General features: G+C 64.1%; 17 protein-coding genes. 4 read left to right on the forward strand and 13 right to left on the reverse strand.

Annotated features, from left to right (window positions below; all coding sequences use genetic code 11):
• Window positions 1-31: 31 nt before the first annotated feature.
• From O9320_00105 to uraH, 3 genes are all read right to left on the reverse strand, one after another.
• Entirely contained in the window at window positions 32-2,056 is a 2,025-nt protein-coding gene (locus O9320_00105) for a PhoX family phosphatase (protein MCZ8309222.1), read from the reverse strand.
• A gap of 88 nt (window positions 2,057-2,144) precedes the next feature.
• Window positions 2,145-3,056: a urate hydroxylase PuuD gene (locus tag O9320_00110; GenBank protein MCZ8309223.1), complete on the reverse strand. Its 912-nt coding sequence runs from the start codon at window positions 3,054-3,056 to the stop codon at window positions 2,145-2,147.
• Window positions 3,057-3,071: 15 nt separating this feature from the next.
• On the reverse strand, window positions 3,072-3,425 hold the full coding sequence (uraH, locus tag O9320_00115) for a hydroxyisourate hydrolase (protein ID MCZ8309224.1): 354 nt from the start codon (window positions 3,423-3,425) through the stop codon (window positions 3,072-3,074).
• 234 nt (window positions 3,426-3,659) lie between these two features.
• Between uraH and O9320_00120 the strand changes: the two genes are divergently transcribed.
• Window positions 3,660-4,481: an ABC transporter ATP-binding protein gene (locus O9320_00120; protein ID MCZ8309225.1), complete on the forward strand. Its 822-nt coding sequence runs from the start codon at window positions 3,660-3,662 to the stop codon at window positions 4,479-4,481.
• Between the two features lie 236 nt (window positions 4,482-4,717).
• Complete coding sequence (locus O9320_00125) at window positions 4,718-5,773, forward strand: HAMP domain-containing sensor histidine kinase (GenBank protein ID MCZ8309226.1); 1,056 nt, start codon at window positions 4,718-4,720, stop codon at window positions 5,771-5,773.
• On the opposite strand, the gene O9320_00130 is transcribed toward O9320_00125, so the two are convergent.
• Together O9320_00130 and O9320_00135 are read right to left on the reverse strand one after the other, a co-directional pair.
• A complete protein-coding gene (locus tag O9320_00130) occupies window positions 5,770-6,363 on the reverse strand; it encodes a pyridoxamine 5'-phosphate oxidase family protein (GenBank protein MCZ8309227.1) in 594 nt (197 codons plus the stop codon). The genes O9320_00125 and O9320_00130 overlap by 4 nt on opposite strands.
• A gap of 23 nt (window positions 6,364-6,386) precedes the next feature.
• Window positions 6,387-6,938: a carboxymuconolactone decarboxylase family protein gene (locus O9320_00135; protein MCZ8309228.1), complete on the reverse strand. Its 552-nt coding sequence runs from the start codon at window positions 6,936-6,938 to the stop codon at window positions 6,387-6,389.
• Window positions 6,939-7,060: 122 nt separating this feature from the next.
• On the opposite strand from O9320_00135, the gene O9320_00140 reads away from it, so the two are divergent.
• A complete protein-coding gene (locus tag O9320_00140) occupies window positions 7,061-7,960 on the forward strand; it encodes a LysR family transcriptional regulator (GenBank protein MCZ8309229.1) in 900 nt (299 codons plus the stop codon).
• Here O9320_00140 and O9320_00145 read toward each other — a convergent pair whose 3' ends face one another.
• The 8 genes from O9320_00145 to O9320_00180 all read right to left on the reverse strand — a co-directional run bounded on the left by O9320_00145 (window position 7,961) and on the right by O9320_00180 (window position 14,238).
• Complete coding sequence (locus O9320_00145) at window positions 7,961-9,199, reverse strand: M20 family metallo-hydrolase (GenBank protein MCZ8309230.1); 1,239 nt, start codon at window positions 9,197-9,199, stop codon at window positions 7,961-7,963.
• A gap of 72 nt (window positions 9,200-9,271) precedes the next feature.
• Window positions 9,272-9,898 carry an urease accessory protein UreG gene (gene ureG / locus O9320_00150; GenBank protein ID MCZ8309231.1) on the reverse strand — a complete coding sequence of 209 codons (627 nt, stop codon included), beginning with the start codon at window positions 9,896-9,898 and terminating at the stop codon, window positions 9,272-9,274.
• Window positions 9,895-10,581, reverse strand: coding sequence for an urease accessory protein UreF (locus O9320_00155; protein MCZ8309232.1), 687 nt, complete (start codon window positions 10,579-10,581; stop codon window positions 9,895-9,897). The genes ureG and O9320_00155 overlap by 4 nt, the downstream gene beginning before the upstream one ends.
• Window positions 10,571-11,020, reverse strand: a complete 450-nt coding sequence (locus tag O9320_00160; GenBank protein ID MCZ8309233.1) for an urease accessory protein UreE — start codon at window positions 11,018-11,020, stop codon at window positions 10,571-10,573. Before O9320_00160 ends, O9320_00155 begins: the two co-directional genes overlap by 11 nt.
• Window positions 11,020-12,729 carry an urease subunit alpha gene (gene ureC, locus O9320_00165; protein ID MCZ8309234.1) on the reverse strand — a complete coding sequence of 570 codons (1,710 nt, stop codon included), beginning with the start codon at window positions 12,727-12,729 and terminating at the stop codon, window positions 11,020-11,022. The genes O9320_00160 and ureC overlap by 1 nt, the downstream gene beginning before the upstream one ends.
• Window position 12,730: 1 nt before the next feature.
• Window positions 12,731-13,066: an urease subunit beta gene (locus tag O9320_00170; GenBank protein MCZ8309235.1), complete on the reverse strand. Its 336-nt coding sequence runs from the start codon at window positions 13,064-13,066 to the stop codon at window positions 12,731-12,733.
• Window positions 13,067-13,076: 10 nt separating this feature from the next.
• Window positions 13,077-13,379 (reverse strand): urease subunit gamma, encoded by a 303-nt coding sequence (locus O9320_00175; GenBank protein ID MCZ8309236.1) that lies wholly within the window; start codon window positions 13,377-13,379, stop codon window positions 13,077-13,079.
• 37 nt (window positions 13,380-13,416) lie between these two features.
• Window positions 13,417-14,238, reverse strand: a complete 822-nt coding sequence (locus O9320_00180; protein MCZ8309237.1) for an urease accessory protein UreD — start codon at window positions 14,236-14,238, stop codon at window positions 13,417-13,419.
• Between the two features lie 41 nt (window positions 14,239-14,279).
• On the opposite strand from O9320_00180, the gene O9320_00185 reads away from it, so the two are divergent.
• On the forward strand, window positions 14,280-15,059 hold the full coding sequence (locus O9320_00185) for an SDR family oxidoreductase (GenBank protein MCZ8309238.1): 780 nt from the start codon (window positions 14,280-14,282) through the stop codon (window positions 15,057-15,059).
• Window positions 15,060-15,067: the final 8 nt, after the last annotated feature.

The raw sequence follows: 15,067 nt of genomic DNA on the forward strand, positions 1-15,067 counted from the left end.
CCCGCCAAATGCGGCAGAAGCGGAAACCGGCTTAGATGCCGATCGGCCCGCCGCCGTTTTTGCTCACCATGACCACGGACGGACGCGGCGGCACGTTGGCCTGGAAGTCGGGCCAACGGGTCGGCACTTCGTCGTAGGTCGGCAGCTTGCCGAACGGCGCATAGTCGCGCGCACCGTCCGTACCCGGATGCTGCACGGCAATGGTCATCGCCTGCGTATCCGAGGTGAAGTTCATACCGCAGATTTCGGCCCCAACCGGAACACGGAAGAACATCTTCGACGTGCCTCGCAGCGGACCTTCGGTCTCCATCGACCACACGCCGTCGGCTGTCCCCGAAGCGGCCTTCCAGGCCGTACCCTGGTCGGTACCGACCCAAAGGCGGCCACGCGGATCGACGGCCATGTTGTCGGGACATGCAAACCAGCCATTTTTGCTGGTGGCCGGATTGTACATGGCATTCACGGCCGGATTGGCTGGGTTGCCGCAACGCACGAGAATTTCCCAGCGGAAGCGCGTGGCAGTCTGGTCGTTGTTCGCGTAGGTGAACTCGATCAGATGGCCCCAGTTGTTTTCCGCACGCGGGTTGGACGGATCGATCTGGGCAGCCGTGCGGTTCGCGTTGTTGGTCAGCGCCAGATAGACCTTGCCCGTACGCGCATTGGCTTCGAAGTCTTCGGGGCGGTCCATCTTGGTCGCACCGACGACGTCGGCAGCCCGGCGCGATTCGATCAGCACGTCGGCCTGGCTGTTGAAGCCGTTAGCCGCCGTGAGCGGACCCTGGCCTTGCACGAGCGGCAGCCACTCGCCCGAACCGTCGGCATTGAACTTGGCGACGTAGAGCGTGCCTTCGTCGAGCAGGTTCATGTTGGCCTGGCGGTTGTTGCGGTCGAAGCGGCCGGCCGTGACGAACTTGAACGCGTACTCGAAGCGCTCGTCGTCGCCCGAATAGACGACCACGCGGCCGTTCGGAGCAACGATCGTCTCGGCACCCTCATGCTTGCTGCGGCCCAAGGCCGTGCGCTTTACCGGCACGGAGTTCGGATCGTACGGATCGACTTCGACGATCCAGCCGAAACGGTTCGGCTCGTTCGGCTCCTTGCCGACATTGAAACGGTCGTAGTGCGTGCCCCAAGCGTACCAGCCCGACGGCACGCCGTAGCGGCGGTGGTTGGCAGTTTCGGCGTGGCCTGCGGGAAGCGTGCCGTTGAAATAGCCGTGGAAATTCTCCTCGGCCATCAGATAGGTGCCCCACGGCGACATCCCGCCGGCACAGTTGTTGATGGTCCCCATCACCGCACGGCCCGTCGTGTCGGCCGACGTCTTCAGACGGTCGTGGCCTGCGGCAGGACCTGAAATGCGCATCGGCGTCATGGCCGTGATGCGGCGGTTCATTTGGCCGCCGCGCACGTAACTCCACTTGCCATTCGAGCCCTTGCGGATCTCGACGATCGAGCCGCCATGGGCCGCCATTTCGACGTCGCAGATTTCCTTCGTCATCTTCGACATGTCGGGGCGACCGTTGGCTTGCATCACGCCGCGGAACATGAGCTCGGGGCTCGTGTATTCGTGGTTCACGCACATCAGCGCCTGGGTGGCCGTGTTGCCGCCCATCGGCAGCGGGGCCAAGCCCACATAGTCGCAATTGTAGCCAAACTGCGTGAGCTGCTTGGCGCCCGTCTGGTTGGCCGGATCGAAATCGGCCGCGATCGTGAACAACGGATCGCCCCAACGGATCAGAATGTCGGCCGTATAGCCGGGAGCGACGTGATGCTTCTCGTCGACGCCATGTTCGATCTCGGTGAAACTGAAGCTCGGCTTCGCGGCAGTCTGCGCTGCCGCACCGTCGGTCGAGCCGGCATAGGCGGCGATCGCGGTCGTCGCGAGCAGCCCGCCCATCAGATCGCGGCGCCCGAGGCGGGCGGCAATCACGTCGCCGATCGTTGTGTTGGCCGTCGGGTTCGACGGAATGTCTTCGGAGACTTCATAGAGTTCGCCCATCGTCATCCCGGCATATTCCGGGCGCGCGGCGAGGGTTGCGTAATCCTTCGAATTCATTGGGGAGGCCTCCAAGAGGGGAATCAGGACCCCGCTTGGATACCAACACCACATTGCAGAAAGATTACAGCCTTCGTGAATTTCTCGTTCACATCTTCGCGGCGACGTAAAACAGACCGGCCATACCAACGGCGGCGGCCGGCATGATCCAGAAGCCCGCGTCGCCGCGCCCCTTGTTGCGCAGATTGAACACGTGGCGCACGCTTGCCCCCACGCAGGCGATGCCCGCGAGCAGCGCCCAGTTCCATTCGTGGCCCCAGGTGCTGCCGTAGTTCTTCGACAGCATGATGAAGACGATCGGCAGCGTGAAGTAGTTGTTGTGCAGCGAGCGGAATTTTGCCTGGTTGGCGAAGCGATATTGCGGCGTGCGCCCCTCGCGCGTGGCGTCGACAAGCTCGCGTTGGTTCGGAATAATGATCAGCCACACATTGGCGGTCATGATCGTGCCGATGACCGCGCCCACGTGGATATAGGCAGCGTGCGGCGCCATCACGCGCGTGAGCAGATAGGCAAGCAGCACGAAGCCAAGGAAAGTCGCGACCGTCGCGGCGAACGAGTTGCCTTCCGCCCAGGTGGTTTTCCACATCTGATCGTAAAGGATCCAGCACAGCGCGATAACGCCGAGCGAAAAAGCAGCCGCCCCCAGCGTGCCGAATTGCGCGAAAGACGGATGCGTGAGGAACGACCCGCCCGAGCCCACATAGTAGACAAGCGACAGCAGCAGCACACCCGAGATCCAGGTGAAAGCCGCTTCCCATTTGAACCAATGCAGCTCGGCAGGCAGCGTGGGCGGGGCGACGGCGAATTTCTCGACGCGGTAGAAGCCGCCGCCATGCACGAGCCAGGTCTCGCCCTCGATACGGTCGCGCGGCACCTCGGGTGCGCGGAACTTCGATTCGAGCCAGTTGAAATAGAACGACGAGCCGATCCACGCGATGCCCGTGATCACATGGGTCCAGCGCACGATCATATCGAGCCATTCCGGCAGCAACTGCAGCATTCTGTTTGGTTCCTCTTAGGAGCCGCGATACGTGGAGTAGCTCCACGGGCTGACCAGCAGCGGCACGTGATAGTTCCCGTCCGCCTCGGCAAGCCCGACTGGAATCGGCACGATGTCGAGGAAAGCCGGATCAGGCAGGACGACGCCAAGCTCGCGAAAATAGGCGCCGATATGGAAGCGCAACTCGTAGCGTCCCGGCTTGAAGGAGTCAGGCCCCATCAACAGCTTGTCCGTGCGTCCGTCTTTGTTGGTGCGAAAATCCGCTACAAGGACAGTCGCCTCGCTCGAAATGCGCCATAATTCGATTTGTACGCCGGCGGCTGGTTTGCCGTGCATGGTGTCGAGAATATGGGTCGAAAGCTTAGCCATCGCTGATTCCGTCGGAGCTGCTGAATCGAATTCGCTGCAGCGCACAATAGATGCTCAATCTTGCATCGACAAGAGCAGCCAAAAATGCTGAATTTATTTGCAGTTCGTCTTTTTAATGTGCAAATCGACAGTCGAAAGCGAAGTAGCAAGGCGCACGATGGGCGGCACGAAGCTTGCCTAACATAAGCAGATTTTCGAACCGCGCGTAACACAGCAGGCTGGAGGCTCGATCTCGTGGCAGACATTGCGGCAAACAACATTGGCGCCAAGGACTTTGTCGATATCGATCGCGTGAGCCTCGTCTATCGCACCAAGGACGGCGACACGCTCGCCCTCAAAGACGCCGACGTGAAGATCGCCAAGGGCGAATTCGTGTCGGTGGTCGGCCCCTCGGGCTGTGGCAAATCGACCCTGCTGAAGCTCGTCTCCGGCCTCTATACCGCGACCACGGGCAACGTCATCGTCGGCGGCACGGAAGTGACCGGGCCGCTCAAGATTTGCGGCATGGCCTTCCAGAATTCGATCATGCTGCCGTGGCGCACGCTGATCGACAACGTGCTGCTGCCGCTCGAAATCGTCGAACCGCATGCCCGAACCTTTCGGCGCGACCGCGACAAGCACGTAGCCGCAGCCAAGGAACTTCTCGCGACCGTCGGCTTGTCGGGCTTCGAAGAGAAGTTTCCGTGGCAATTGTCGGGCGGCATGCAGCAGCGCGGCTCGCTGTGCCGCGCGCTGATTCACAGCCCCGAATTGCTGCTGCTCGACGAGCCCTTCGCAGCGCTCGACGCGTTCACGCGCGAAGAACTGTGGGACGTCGTCCAAGCGCTTTGGATCAAGAAGCGCCCGACCGTAATGCTGATCACGCACGATCTGCGCGAGGCCGTGTATCTCTCGGACCGCGTTTTCATGATGAGTGCGCGCCCCGGGCGCATCATCTCGACCAATCCTGTGGATTTCGCGCGCCCCCGTACGCCCGAAGACGCATTCAAACCCGAATTCGTGGACATCGTGCACCGGTTGCGCGACGAAATCTCGGCCGTTCGCGCCAAGAAATAGGCCTGCGACAGCGCCGCCTGGCGTGACCCAGCCGGTCCGCAGCACGTCCGCGTACATCGAAAGTTCATGATACTCCGGCAAACTTTTGCCGTTTTCGGCGCTTTTTGCGATGATACCGGACAATCGCGTCGCAATGGCGCTAGAGTCGGGCGATCGGCGATGGGTCGCGCGGGCAAGCGCAATCCGATGCCGAAATCGAAAACAGGCAGAACGGCGATGAAGCGGGCAGCGGAATAATGAGAACGATGCGGGTCGAGGTTGCGCTTGACGCGCTTGCCGAACGCGTGGCCGACCCCGTCGTGCGGCTGGCGCGCGACGGGCGCATCTTGTTCGCCAATGCGGCCTTTGCGCGCGATTTCGGGCCGGCGCCGACGAATGTCATGGAACTCGCCGCCAACGGTGCCAACAGCGAAGCCCTCGTCGCAACGATCCTCGCCGGCACCGAAGCCGAGTTGCCGTTGACGGATGCCTCGGGCCGGCTGTGCATGGTTACGATCGACGCGATGCTCTCGGGCGACGACGGGCATATGGTGGTGCTGCGCCCGCAGCACCCGGAAGCCTTGCGCGCCGGCGACGTGTTTCTCGCGACCGCAAGCCACGAACTGCGCACGCCGCTCAACGCGATCCTGGGCTTTGCCCAGATGCTCGAGGAGGGGTTGGCGGGTCCGATGACCGACCGCCAGCGCGAATACGCGGCCTCCATCCGGGCCGGCGGCACGCTGTTGATGGGCATTGTCGAAGATCTGCTCGAAGCCGCCCAAGACGACGGCGTGGGCGAGCGCATGGCCGACAGCGCTTTCGACCTTGCAGCGCTCGCGCGCGCGCAGCGCGATTTGATGCGCGCCGAAGCCCAAGCGCGCCGCATCGAGATTGCCAGCGCCCTGCCCGATGCCCCCGTCCCCATGCGCGGCGACGCGCGCAAGCTCGCCAAAGCCGTGCTCGATCTGCTCGCCAATGCGATCCGCTTCTCCCCCATCGGCGGCACGGTCACGATCGGCATCGGCGAAAGCACCAGGGGCGGCATCGCACTCTGGGTCGGCGACCAGGGCCCCGGCATTCCGCCCACCGACAAACGCGGCCTCGGCGCACCGCAGATCAATTCCGACAATGCCTATATGCAGCGCACGCCGGGTGCGGGCATGAGCCTTGCCATCGTGCGCCATTACGTCGAACTGCATGGCGGACAGCTCGAATTGGGGGCTGGCCCCGGTGGCGGTGCCGCTGTGACGATCCGACTGCCCGCCGACCGGCGCTTGAGTGCGGCCGAAATGCGCCGCTTCGAAAAGGCCTAACGCATATTCTCGAGCTTCGCCGTAAGCTCGGCGATCTTGGCGTCGCGCTCGGCCAACGCTGCGGCCACGTCGTCGGCCGGAATCATCATTGGGATATGCTGCGGGCAGTTGCTGTCCCACGCGGCGACGCGAAACAGCAAAGCGCGCTCCGGTGTCGCTTTGTAGCCTTGCGGCATCAGGCTTTGGAGCAATACCGCGTCCCCCTCGATAGCCTCGAGCGTGCCCCAGATTTTCACACGCCGACGATGCACGTAGTCCATCACGAAAAGATGCGCTTTGGGATTGTCGGCGAGATTGCCGAGCGTGATGTATTGCCGGTTGCCGCTATAGTCGGCAAAGCCCAGCGTGTGCGCATCGAGCGTGCGGATGAAGCCGGCGGGCCCGCCGCGATGCTGGATGTAGGGCTGGCCGTCGGCATTGACCGTCGCAAGATAGGCGGTGCGCTGCTCGGCGAGGAAGGCAGCGAGGTCGGCCGTGACTTCCGTCTGCCAGCCGCCCGCCTCCTCCATGCGCCGATAGGCCGCGCGCGATCCCTTCTGCTGCTGGATTGACTTTACGGAAGGCGTAAAGGCGATGTCGCTTGAGATCATGGCGCGGCCCTCGGACGGAACGGTTAAGCGGCGATGCTGGGCTTGACGGCCGGGAAATCGACCGGCGTTGCCGCAACTTCGTTGACGTAGTTGGTGAGCGTATTGAGCGCGACATTCGCCACGATCTCGAGGATCGCGGCATTGTCGAAGCCTGCGCCACGCACCGCCGCCAAATCGCCTTCGCCCACATGGCCGCGCGCTTCGACGATCTTTTTGGCGAACACGAGGGCCGCGTCGGTCTTGGCGTCCGAAGCATGGCCGGCGCGTGCTTTGGCAATATCGTCTGCGCCGATCTTGGCCATGTTGGCGGCAATGTAGCTGTGCGCGGCCAGGCAGTAGCCGCAGCCATTCGCTTCGGCGACCGTCAGCGCGATCGCCTCGCGGGTTTTGAGGTCGAGCGTGCCGGCACCGAGCGCGCCAGAAAAGCCGAGATAGCCGTCCAAAGCGGCCGGGGCATTGGCAAGAACGCGAAACAGGTTGGGCACCGAGCCAAATTTGCCGTTCACGGCCTTGAGGCTGGCTTGGGCAGCTGCAGGCGAGGCTTCGATTGAGGCGGTTGGCGCAATACGCGACATGGGGTCTTCTCCGATGGGTTTGCAGCAGGTCCGATACCCGCCGACACCCAGACAATGCGCTCTTGCCGTTTATGTGATAATATAGTCATTGTGACGTAGTTAATTGCAAAGGGTGCAATAATATGGATCGCTTCGAAGATCTCTCCGCTTTTGTCGCGGTGGCCGAACTCAAAAGCTTTGCGGCCGCCGCACGCCGGCTCGGCGTATCGGCATCGGCCGCAACGCGCGCAGTGGCCGCACTCGAAACGCGCCTCGGCGTGCGGCTGCTGCAACGCACGACGCGCTCGGTCACGCCGACGGACGCGGGCGAACGCTATCTGGCGCGCGCGCGCAGCGTGCTTGCCGACCTTGCCGAGGCCGACGACATGGCGCGCGCCGAGCGCGACGAACCTTCGGGCCGCCTGTCCGCGACGGCGCCGGCGATGTTCGGCCGGCTGCATGTGGGCCCGTTGATGTGCAGCTTTCTCGAACGCCATCGCAACGCGACCGGCGAATTGCACTTGTCCGACCGCATGGTAAATCTCGTCGAAGACGGCATCGACCTAGCCGTGCGCATCGGCACGCTCGCGGATTCGAGTTTCGTAGTCCGCAAGCTCGGCAGCACGCGGCGCGTCGTCGTTGCGGCACCCGCCTATCTTGCGGGACACGGTACGCCGCAAACGCCTGCCGACCTCGCCCAGCATCGCCTTGTGCGTTTCTCCGCACTCGGCGGCGCCAATGAATGGCGCTTTTCCGAGGGCGGGCGCGAGAAGCGGCTGGCGATCGTGCCGCGCTACACGACCAACAGTGCCGATGCCGCCCTCTGGCATGCCGAGCGCGGCGGCGGGTTGACGATGGTGCTTGCCTATCAGGCGGCTGAGGCCGTGCGGGCGGGCCGCCTTCGCATCGTGCTCGCAGACTGCGAACCGCCACCGCTGCCGATCCAGATCGTCTATCCTGCGAGCCCGTACGTGCCCTCGAAAGTGCGCGCCTTCATCGATCTCGCGCGCGAAACCGTCGATTGGAACTTCGTCGATTTTTGATCAGGAATCGGCGAGTGCTTGCAGGCAGTCGGCCAGCACGCGCGCACCGGCTGCAAGATCGCCGGGGCTTGCGGCTTCCGCCTCGTTGTGGCTGATGCCGCGCGCGCAAGGCACGAAGATCATGCCGGCCGGCCCCAGCGGCGCCACATGCATCGCGTCGTGCCCTGCACCGGACGGCATGTCCATATGCGGCAAGCCCAGTTGGACCGTCGCATCGCGCACGAGATCGACGATCTTGGCGTCGAAAACCGTCGGCTCGACATGCACGACCTTCTCGACCTTGGCCGCGCAAGGGCCAACGCTCGCCTGCACGACCTTGTCGATCGCGTCGCCGAGCCTGGTCAGAACCGCACTCTCGGGATGGCGGAAATCGATCGTGAAATGCACCTGGCCCGGCACCGTATTGGGCGAACCGGGCCGGCATTCGAAACGGCCGACCGTGAAGCGCACGATGTCGGCCGGATCGTGCATGTGCCGCTCCAGCGCCTGGATTGCGGCGACCGCACTTTTGAGCGCGTCTTTGCGCACGCGCAGCGGCGTGGTGCCCGCATGCGCTTCCTCGCCGAAAATGTCGATCGTGTAGCGTTGCGAGCCTTGGATGCCGGTCACAACGCCGATCGTCTTTGATTCTGCCTCCAGGCGCGGACCTTGCTCGATATGCGTCTCGATGTAGGCATGGAAGCGTCGGTCGAATTCGCCGACTGTGCGGCACGGAGCCGCAGCAAGCGTCTGGGCCAACGCATCGGCGAGTTTCACGCCGGCGCGATCTTCGACCGCCAGCATGCGCTCAAGATCGTAGTGACCGGCCCAAACGGCGGAGCCCATCGCACCAGGCTGGAAGCGGCTGCCCTCCTCGTTCATCCAGGCGACGACGCCGACGGGTCGCTTGGTGCGAATACCGGCATCGTCGAGCGCTTCGAGCGCTTCGAAACCTGCCAGCACGCCGTACATGCCATCGTACTTGCCGCCCGTAGGCTGGCTGTCCATGTGCGAGCCGGTCAGCACCGGAGCGGCGTCGTTTTCGGTGCCGGCACGGCGCACATGCAGATTGCCGATCGGATCGCTGAACACGTCGTAACCGCGCGCTTGCGCCCATTGCCCCAGAAGCAGACGGGCGGCCGCATCCTCCGGCGAAAGGGCCTGGCGATTGACCCCGCCTTTGGGCAAGCCGCCGAGACGGGCCATGTCGACATGGCGCTGCCACAGGCGGGTTTCGTCGATTTTGTCAGACGCGCGCATTGCTGCTCCGTTCCAGATGCCGAACCTCTTCCATGCCCTGACGCGCCTGCGGATGCAAGCGTGCGCGCATTGCTACGCCGCCGCGCGCGGGCGCGGCTTGAGTCCGCCTTTTTGGCAGATGAAATCGGCGATTTCGGCGACGGCCTTGCCGGCCTTGATCTGCGCGAAAATGAACGGGCGGTCACCGCGCATTTTGCGCGCATCGCGGTCCATCACCTCAAGCGACGCGCCCACATAAGGCGCCAGATCGATCTTGTTGATGATCAGCAGATCCGAGCGCGTGATGCCGGGCCCGCCTTTGCGCGGGATCTTGTCGCCGGCCGACACGTCGATCACGTAGAGCGTAATGTCGGCAAGCTCCGGCGAGAATGTGGCCGCCAGATTGTCGCCGCCGCTTTCGACGAACAGCAATTCGAGCCCGGGGAATTTGGCGGTCATCTCGGCGCAAGCGGCCAGATTCATCGAGGCGTCCTCGCGAATGGCCGTGTGCGGGCAGCCGCCGGTTTCCACGCCCATGATGCGCGACGGATCGAGCGCGCCCGAGCGCGTGAGGAACTGCGCGTCTTCTTTGGTGTAGATGTCGTTGGTGATGGCGGCTACGTCGAGCACGTCGCGCAAGTGCTTGCACAGCGCATCGACCAATGCCGTCTTGCCCGAGCCGACCGGCCCGCCGATACCGACGCGAAGGGGTCCTGTCATGATCTGAACAACCTCGAATATTGGGTTTCATGGCGAAAGGAGAGCGCGTCGAGCGCAGGAGCCGCTGTTCCTGCGTCCTCGAGCATGCGCGTTTGGGCGGCTGCGGCGGCCTTGGCAACCGCGGGCTCGACGGCCGCGAGAACGCGCTGGCCGTCGGTTTGGCCAAGCGGGATGGCGCGAACCGCCGCCGACACGAGATTGGCCGCGAATGCGTGCAGATAGGCTGCCAACGCAGACGTCGCATCGATTTTGGCGATTGCCGCGGCGCACGCGACAGCGACCGGATAGGCGGGGCGGATTTCGGCCGCAGCAAGCCGTTCGCGCCAGACCGTGATCTCGACGGGCCAGGCATCGCCGATCGCGCGCATGAAGCTTTCGCCCTGCTGGATCGACTCAAGCGCCAATTCGCCGGTCCCGCGCATTGCGGCCGCCCATTCGGCGACTTCGAGAAAGGACGCATCATCTCCGTCCGCCACAGCCCGATGCGCGCACACGAAAAAAACGCCATCGGCGCGCGGACTGCCCTGCTCGAGCAGGTCTTCGATCCACGCTTGAAGCGAGATGCGGTCGGCAACGAGCCCTTCGTCGATCGCCGCTTCGAGCGCGTGGCTATAGGCGAAGGCACCGACCGGAAAAGACGGCGACAGCCACGCCAGCAGCTTCAGCAAGCCGTCAGCTGCCATGGGCGTGGCTCGCGTAAGCGCCGGGCTCGGGATCGAACGGGGCTTCGTGCGCGCGCACCGTCGCACCGAGCCCTGTGGCCATCTCGGCGATCACATGGTCGGCGGCAAGCCGTAGCGTGCCGCCGGCTAGGATCTGTACGGCCAAATGCCGGTTGCCGACATGCCAAGCAAGCCGCGCCAAGTGGCTCGCGTCCGCGCATGCGATGTCGATGACGGATTCGGGGGCAGCACGCACTTCGACATAGCGTCCGTCGTCGAGGGCAAGCCCATCGCCCTGTTTGAGATGCGTCGCGTGAACGAGATCGAGCAGGAATTCGAATCCCTCGTCGGCGCGCATCGTCAGGCGGCGGCGATGGCGCGCGTCGGAGGCGAGCGTGACATGGCCCGCCTTGCGCGCCGTATCCCAAGTCCCCGCCGGTTCGACCGCCAAAGCGCGCATCAGAACAAGAAGTAGCGCTGGGCCAGCGGCAGCGAGGTCGCGGGCTCGCACGTGATGCGCTTGCCGTCGGCGCGCACCTCGTAGGTCTCGGGATCGACCTCGACCTCGGGCGTGGCGTCGTTGTGGCGCATGTTCTTCTTGCCGATCTTGCGCGTGTTGGAAACCGGCAGAACATGGCGGCCGAGACCGAGCTTGCGGCCGATATCGTCGTCGTGCGCGAGTTTCGAAACGAAGGTTAGGTTCGACGACGCCAGCGCCTTGCCGAACGAGGCGAACATCGGCCGGTAATGCACGGGCTGCGGCGTCGGGATCGAGGCGTTGGGATCGCCCATGGGGGCAGCCGCGATCGAACCGCATTTGAGGATCATTTCGGGTTTGGCACCGAAGAACGCGGGTTGCCAGATCACGAGATCGGCGTATTTGCCCTTCTCGACCGAACCCACATAGCGCGAAATACCCTGCGCGATGGCCGGATTGATCGTGTATTTGGCGAGATAGCGCTTGGCGCGCTGGTTGTCGTTGTCGCCGGTTTCGCCTTCGAGACGGCCGCGCTGCTGCTTCATCTTGTGCGCCGTCTGCCAGGTGCGCGTGATCACCTCGCCGATGCGGCCCATGGCTTGGCTGTCCGAACTCATCATCGAGATCGCACCCAGATCGTGCAGAATGTCTTCGGCCGCGATGGTTTCGCGCCGGATGCGGCTTTCGGCAAAGGCAACGTCTTCGGGGATGCGCGGATCGAGATGGTGGCACACCATCAGCATGTCGAGATGCTCGTCGATCGTGTTGACAGTGAAGGGCCGCGTGGGATTGGTCGAGGACGGCAGCACGTTGGGCAGCCCCACGACCTTGATGATGTCCGGCGCATGGCCCCCGCCCGCACCTTCCGTGTGGAAGGCGTGGATCGTGCGGCCCTTGAACGCGGCGATCGTGTCTTCGACGAAGCCGCTTTCGTTGAGCGTGTCGGTGTGGATCGCGACTTGGATGTCGTATTTCTCAGCGAGTTTCAGGCACGCGTCGATGGCGTTGGGCGTGGTGCCCCAATCTTCGTGCAGCTTCATGCCGCACGCACCTGCGCGCACCATCTCCACCATCGGCGCTTGCGCCGAGGCGTTGCCCTTGCCGAAAAACCCGAGATTGATCGGCAGGCCTTCGGCCGCTTCGAGCATGCGATGCATGTGCCACGGCCCCGGCGTGCAGGTCGTGGCCGAAGTACCGGCCGCTGGCCCCGTGCCGCCGCCGAGCATCGTTGTGATGCCCGAATAGAGCGCGTCTTCGACCTGCTGCGGGCAGATGAAATGGATGTGCGAGTCGATGCCGCCGGCCGTAACGATGCGCCCCTCGCCCGCAATCACTTCGGTGCCGGGGCCAATCACGATATCCACGCCGGGCTGGATATCCGGATTTCCGGCCTTGCCGAGAGCCGCGATCTTGCCGTCCTTGAGACCGATGTCGCATTTGACGATGCCCCACCAATCGAGCACCACGGCATTCGTGATGACGGTGTCGACGGCTCCTTCGCGGCGGCTGCGCTGGCTCTGCCCCATGCCGTCGCGGATGACCTTGCCGCCGCCGAACTTCACTTCCTCGCCGTAGGTCGTAAGATCCTTCTCGACCTCGATCACGAGATCGGTATCGGCCAGGCGAATACGATCGCCCGTCGTGGGGCCGTACATGCCGGCATAGGCGGCGCGCGAAATCCGGAACGACATGCTATTTCCCCCGCTTCTTGGATTTGCTGCGCACAAGCGGACCGTTCACGGCACCGCGGAACCCGTGAACGATGCGCGCGCCCGCATAGGCCACGAGGGCCACTTCGCGCGTTTGCCCGGGTTCGAAGCGCACGGCCGTACCGGCCGGAATGTCGAGGCGCATGCCGTAGGCGGCTTGGCGGTCGAACTGCAAAGCGGGATTGGTTTCGAAGAAATGGTAGTGCGAGCCGACCTGAATTGGGCGGTCGCCCGAATTCGCGACTTTCATCGCGACCGACGGGCGCCCTGCATTGAGTTCGATCTCGCCGGACGCCACCAGAATCTCACCGGGTTTCATGGGGCCTCCGTCAACGGATCGGGTTGTGGACGGTGACAAGCTTGGTGCCGTCGGGGAAGGTCGCCTCGACCTGGATTTCGTGGATCATTTCGGCGATCCCCTCCATCACCTGCTCGCGCGTCACGACCTTGCCGCCGTCGCGCATGAGATCGGCGACGCTGCGCCCGTCGCGCGCACCCTCGACGACGAAATCGGCGATCAGCGCCACCGCCTCGGGATGGTTGAGCTTCACGCCGCGCTCCAATCGCCGGCGTGCCACCTGCGCCGCCATGGCGACCAGCAGCTTGTCCTTTTCGCGCGGACTGAGATTCATCGCATTCCCCCTTCACGTTCCGTCCGAAATTCTAGCATCACACGTGCCAAAGGCGAGACAGCCGTTGCGGCAAGCCGAACAGTCGCGCGCGCAGCGCCCCCCACAGCGCCACATAGCGCGCGCGCAAGGCGGCGATATCGGCGTCGAGCAGGCGAACGACCAGCAAATCGCCGACCAAACCGCAAGATACACCGGGCTGATCGCGAGCGGTCGCAAGGGCTGCTGCAGGATCGGCGCAGAGGCACACGAGCGTCGCCACGGCCCGCGCACCGCCGAACAAAGCCGGTCGGTCGAGTAGCGCGTCGTCGACGGGGTCGGCGATCAGCGCATCGGCCCACAGCAATCGCCCGTCCCGCCGGATCTGCCAGCGGTCAAAAAGCGCTCCGCCTGTCATCGTCTCGCCGCGCGCGCGGCGACCAAATACGACGATCTCGCCGCCCAAGAACTGCGCTGCCGGCGCCAAATCGACCGACAAACGGCGCGAAAGCCGCGCTTGGTCGAACAGGATCGTCTCCTGCGGAAACCATTCGAGCCTGCCGCCCGCACCGACCGTCAAGCGGTTCGCGACATTGGCCACAGGCCCCCAGCTGCGATAGATCTTCTCAGCCGCCTGCCCCACGACCAATGCAGATGCCCCCGGGCCGACTTCGATCGTTGTTTGCAGTTCGTCGCCGCCGACCACGCCGCCGCCGGTATTGACCAACACGACAACGGGCTGCGGTTCTTCAAGCGGTGCCGGAAACAGCAATTTGAGCGGATCGCGCTGCTCGAGATCGCGCAATCTTGTCGCACCGTCGGTCCCGCGAAGGAACGAAGCAAGACAACGCCCCGAAACCTTGGGACGCCCCAGCCCGATCATGCTATGCCCTTCGTCCATTCCAACAGCTTAGGGGGTTGCCGATGACCGAACAATCGTGTCGCGATCTGCGCGTGCTCGTGACTGCCGGTGCGGCCGGCATCGGCCGCGAAATTGCGGACGCCTTTGCCGGCGTCGGCGCCCGCGTTGCGGTTTGCGACATCGACGAGGCAGCCCTTGCCCGTTTTCGCGCCGAATTGCCCGGCCACGAAGCGTTCGAATGTGACGTTTCCGACGAGGACGACGTCGACGATCTGTTCGACGACGTGATCGATACGCTGGGCGGGCTCGACGTGCTCGTCAACAATGCCGGCATTGCGGGCCCGACCGGCCCGGTCGAATCCCTGTCGCCCGACGATTGGCGGCATACAATGGAAATCAACATCGACGGCCAATTTTTGTGCGTGCGGCGCGCCGTACCGCTGCTGCGCGCGGCCGGTGGCGGCAGCATCATCAACATGTCGTCGGCGGCAGGGCGTTTCGGCTTTCCGCATCGCACGCCCTATGCCGCCAGCAAATGGGCCGTGATCGGCTTCACCAAGAGCCTCGCGATCGAACTCGGGCCCGACAATATCCGGGTCAACGCCATCTTGCCCGGTGCGGTCGACGGGCCGCGTATCCGCCGCGTCATTCAGGCCAAAGCCGCTTCGACCGGCGTTGCGGTCGAAGAGCTCGAGCGGATCTACACGCAACAAGCCTCGCTCGGCCGCATGGTCGATCCGCAGGACATCGCGCGCATGGCGCTGTTTTTGGCGGGTTCGGGCGGGCGCAATATTTCGGGCCAAGCGCTCGCGATCGACGGCGACACGCAAGCGCTGGTCTGAACGACCGG

The sequence above is a fragment of the Magnetospirillum sp. genome, from assembly GCA_027532905.1.
Lineage (GTDB): Bacteria > Pseudomonadota > Alphaproteobacteria > CACIAM-22H2 > CACIAM-22H2 > Tagaea.

What these genes read in the sequence shown, in the direction of transcription:
- O9320_00105 (MCZ8309222.1), bottom strand. Translation starts at nt 2,056, where the DNA reads ATGAATTCGAAGGATTACGCAACCCTCGCCGCGCGCCCGGAATATGCC.
- O9320_00110 (MCZ8309223.1), bottom strand. Translation starts at nt 3,056, where the DNA reads ATGCTGCAGTTGCTGCCGGAATGGCTCGATATGATCGTGCGCTGGACC.
- uraH (MCZ8309224.1), bottom strand. Translation starts at nt 3,425, where the DNA reads ATGGCTAAGCTTTCGACCCATATTCTCGACACCATGCACGGCAAACCA.
- O9320_00125 (MCZ8309226.1), top strand. Translation starts at nt 4,718, where the DNA reads ATGAGAACGATGCGGGTCGAGGTTGCGCTTGACGCGCTTGCCGAACGC.
- O9320_00130 (MCZ8309227.1), bottom strand. Translation starts at nt 6,363, where the DNA reads ATGATCTCAAGCGACATCGCCTTTACGCCTTCCGTAAAGTCAATCCAG.
- O9320_00135 (MCZ8309228.1), bottom strand. Translation starts at nt 6,938, where the DNA reads ATGTCGCGTATTGCGCCAACCGCCTCAATCGAAGCCTCGCCTGCAGCT.
- O9320_00140 (MCZ8309229.1), top strand. Translation starts at nt 7,061, where the DNA reads ATGGATCGCTTCGAAGATCTCTCCGCTTTTGTCGCGGTGGCCGAACTC.
- O9320_00145 (MCZ8309230.1), bottom strand. Translation starts at nt 9,199, where the DNA reads ATGCGCGCGTCTGACAAAATCGACGAAACCCGCCTGTGGCAGCGCCAT.
- ureG (MCZ8309231.1), bottom strand. Translation starts at nt 9,898, where the DNA reads ATGACAGGACCCCTTCGCGTCGGTATCGGCGGGCCGGTCGGCTCGGGC.
- O9320_00155 (MCZ8309232.1), bottom strand. Translation starts at nt 10,581, where the DNA reads ATGGCAGCTGACGGCTTGCTGAAGCTGCTGGCGTGGCTGTCGCCGTCT.
- O9320_00160 (MCZ8309233.1), bottom strand. Translation starts at nt 11,020, where the DNA reads ATGCGCGCTTTGGCGGTCGAACCGGCGGGGACTTGGGATACGGCGCGC.
- ureC (MCZ8309234.1), bottom strand. Translation starts at nt 12,729, where the DNA reads ATGTCGTTCCGGATTTCGCGCGCCGCCTATGCCGGCATGTACGGCCCC.
- O9320_00170 (MCZ8309235.1), bottom strand. Translation starts at nt 13,066, where the DNA reads ATGAAACCCGGTGAGATTCTGGTGGCGTCCGGCGAGATCGAACTCAAT.
- O9320_00175 (MCZ8309236.1), bottom strand. Translation starts at nt 13,379, where the DNA reads ATGAATCTCAGTCCGCGCGAAAAGGACAAGCTGCTGGTCGCCATGGCG.
- O9320_00180 (MCZ8309237.1), bottom strand. Translation starts at nt 14,238, where the DNA reads ATGATCGGGCTGGGGCGTCCCAAGGTTTCGGGGCGTTGTCTTGCTTCG.
- O9320_00185 (MCZ8309238.1), top strand. Translation starts at nt 14,280, where the DNA reads ATGACCGAACAATCGTGTCGCGATCTGCGCGTGCTCGTGACTGCCGGT.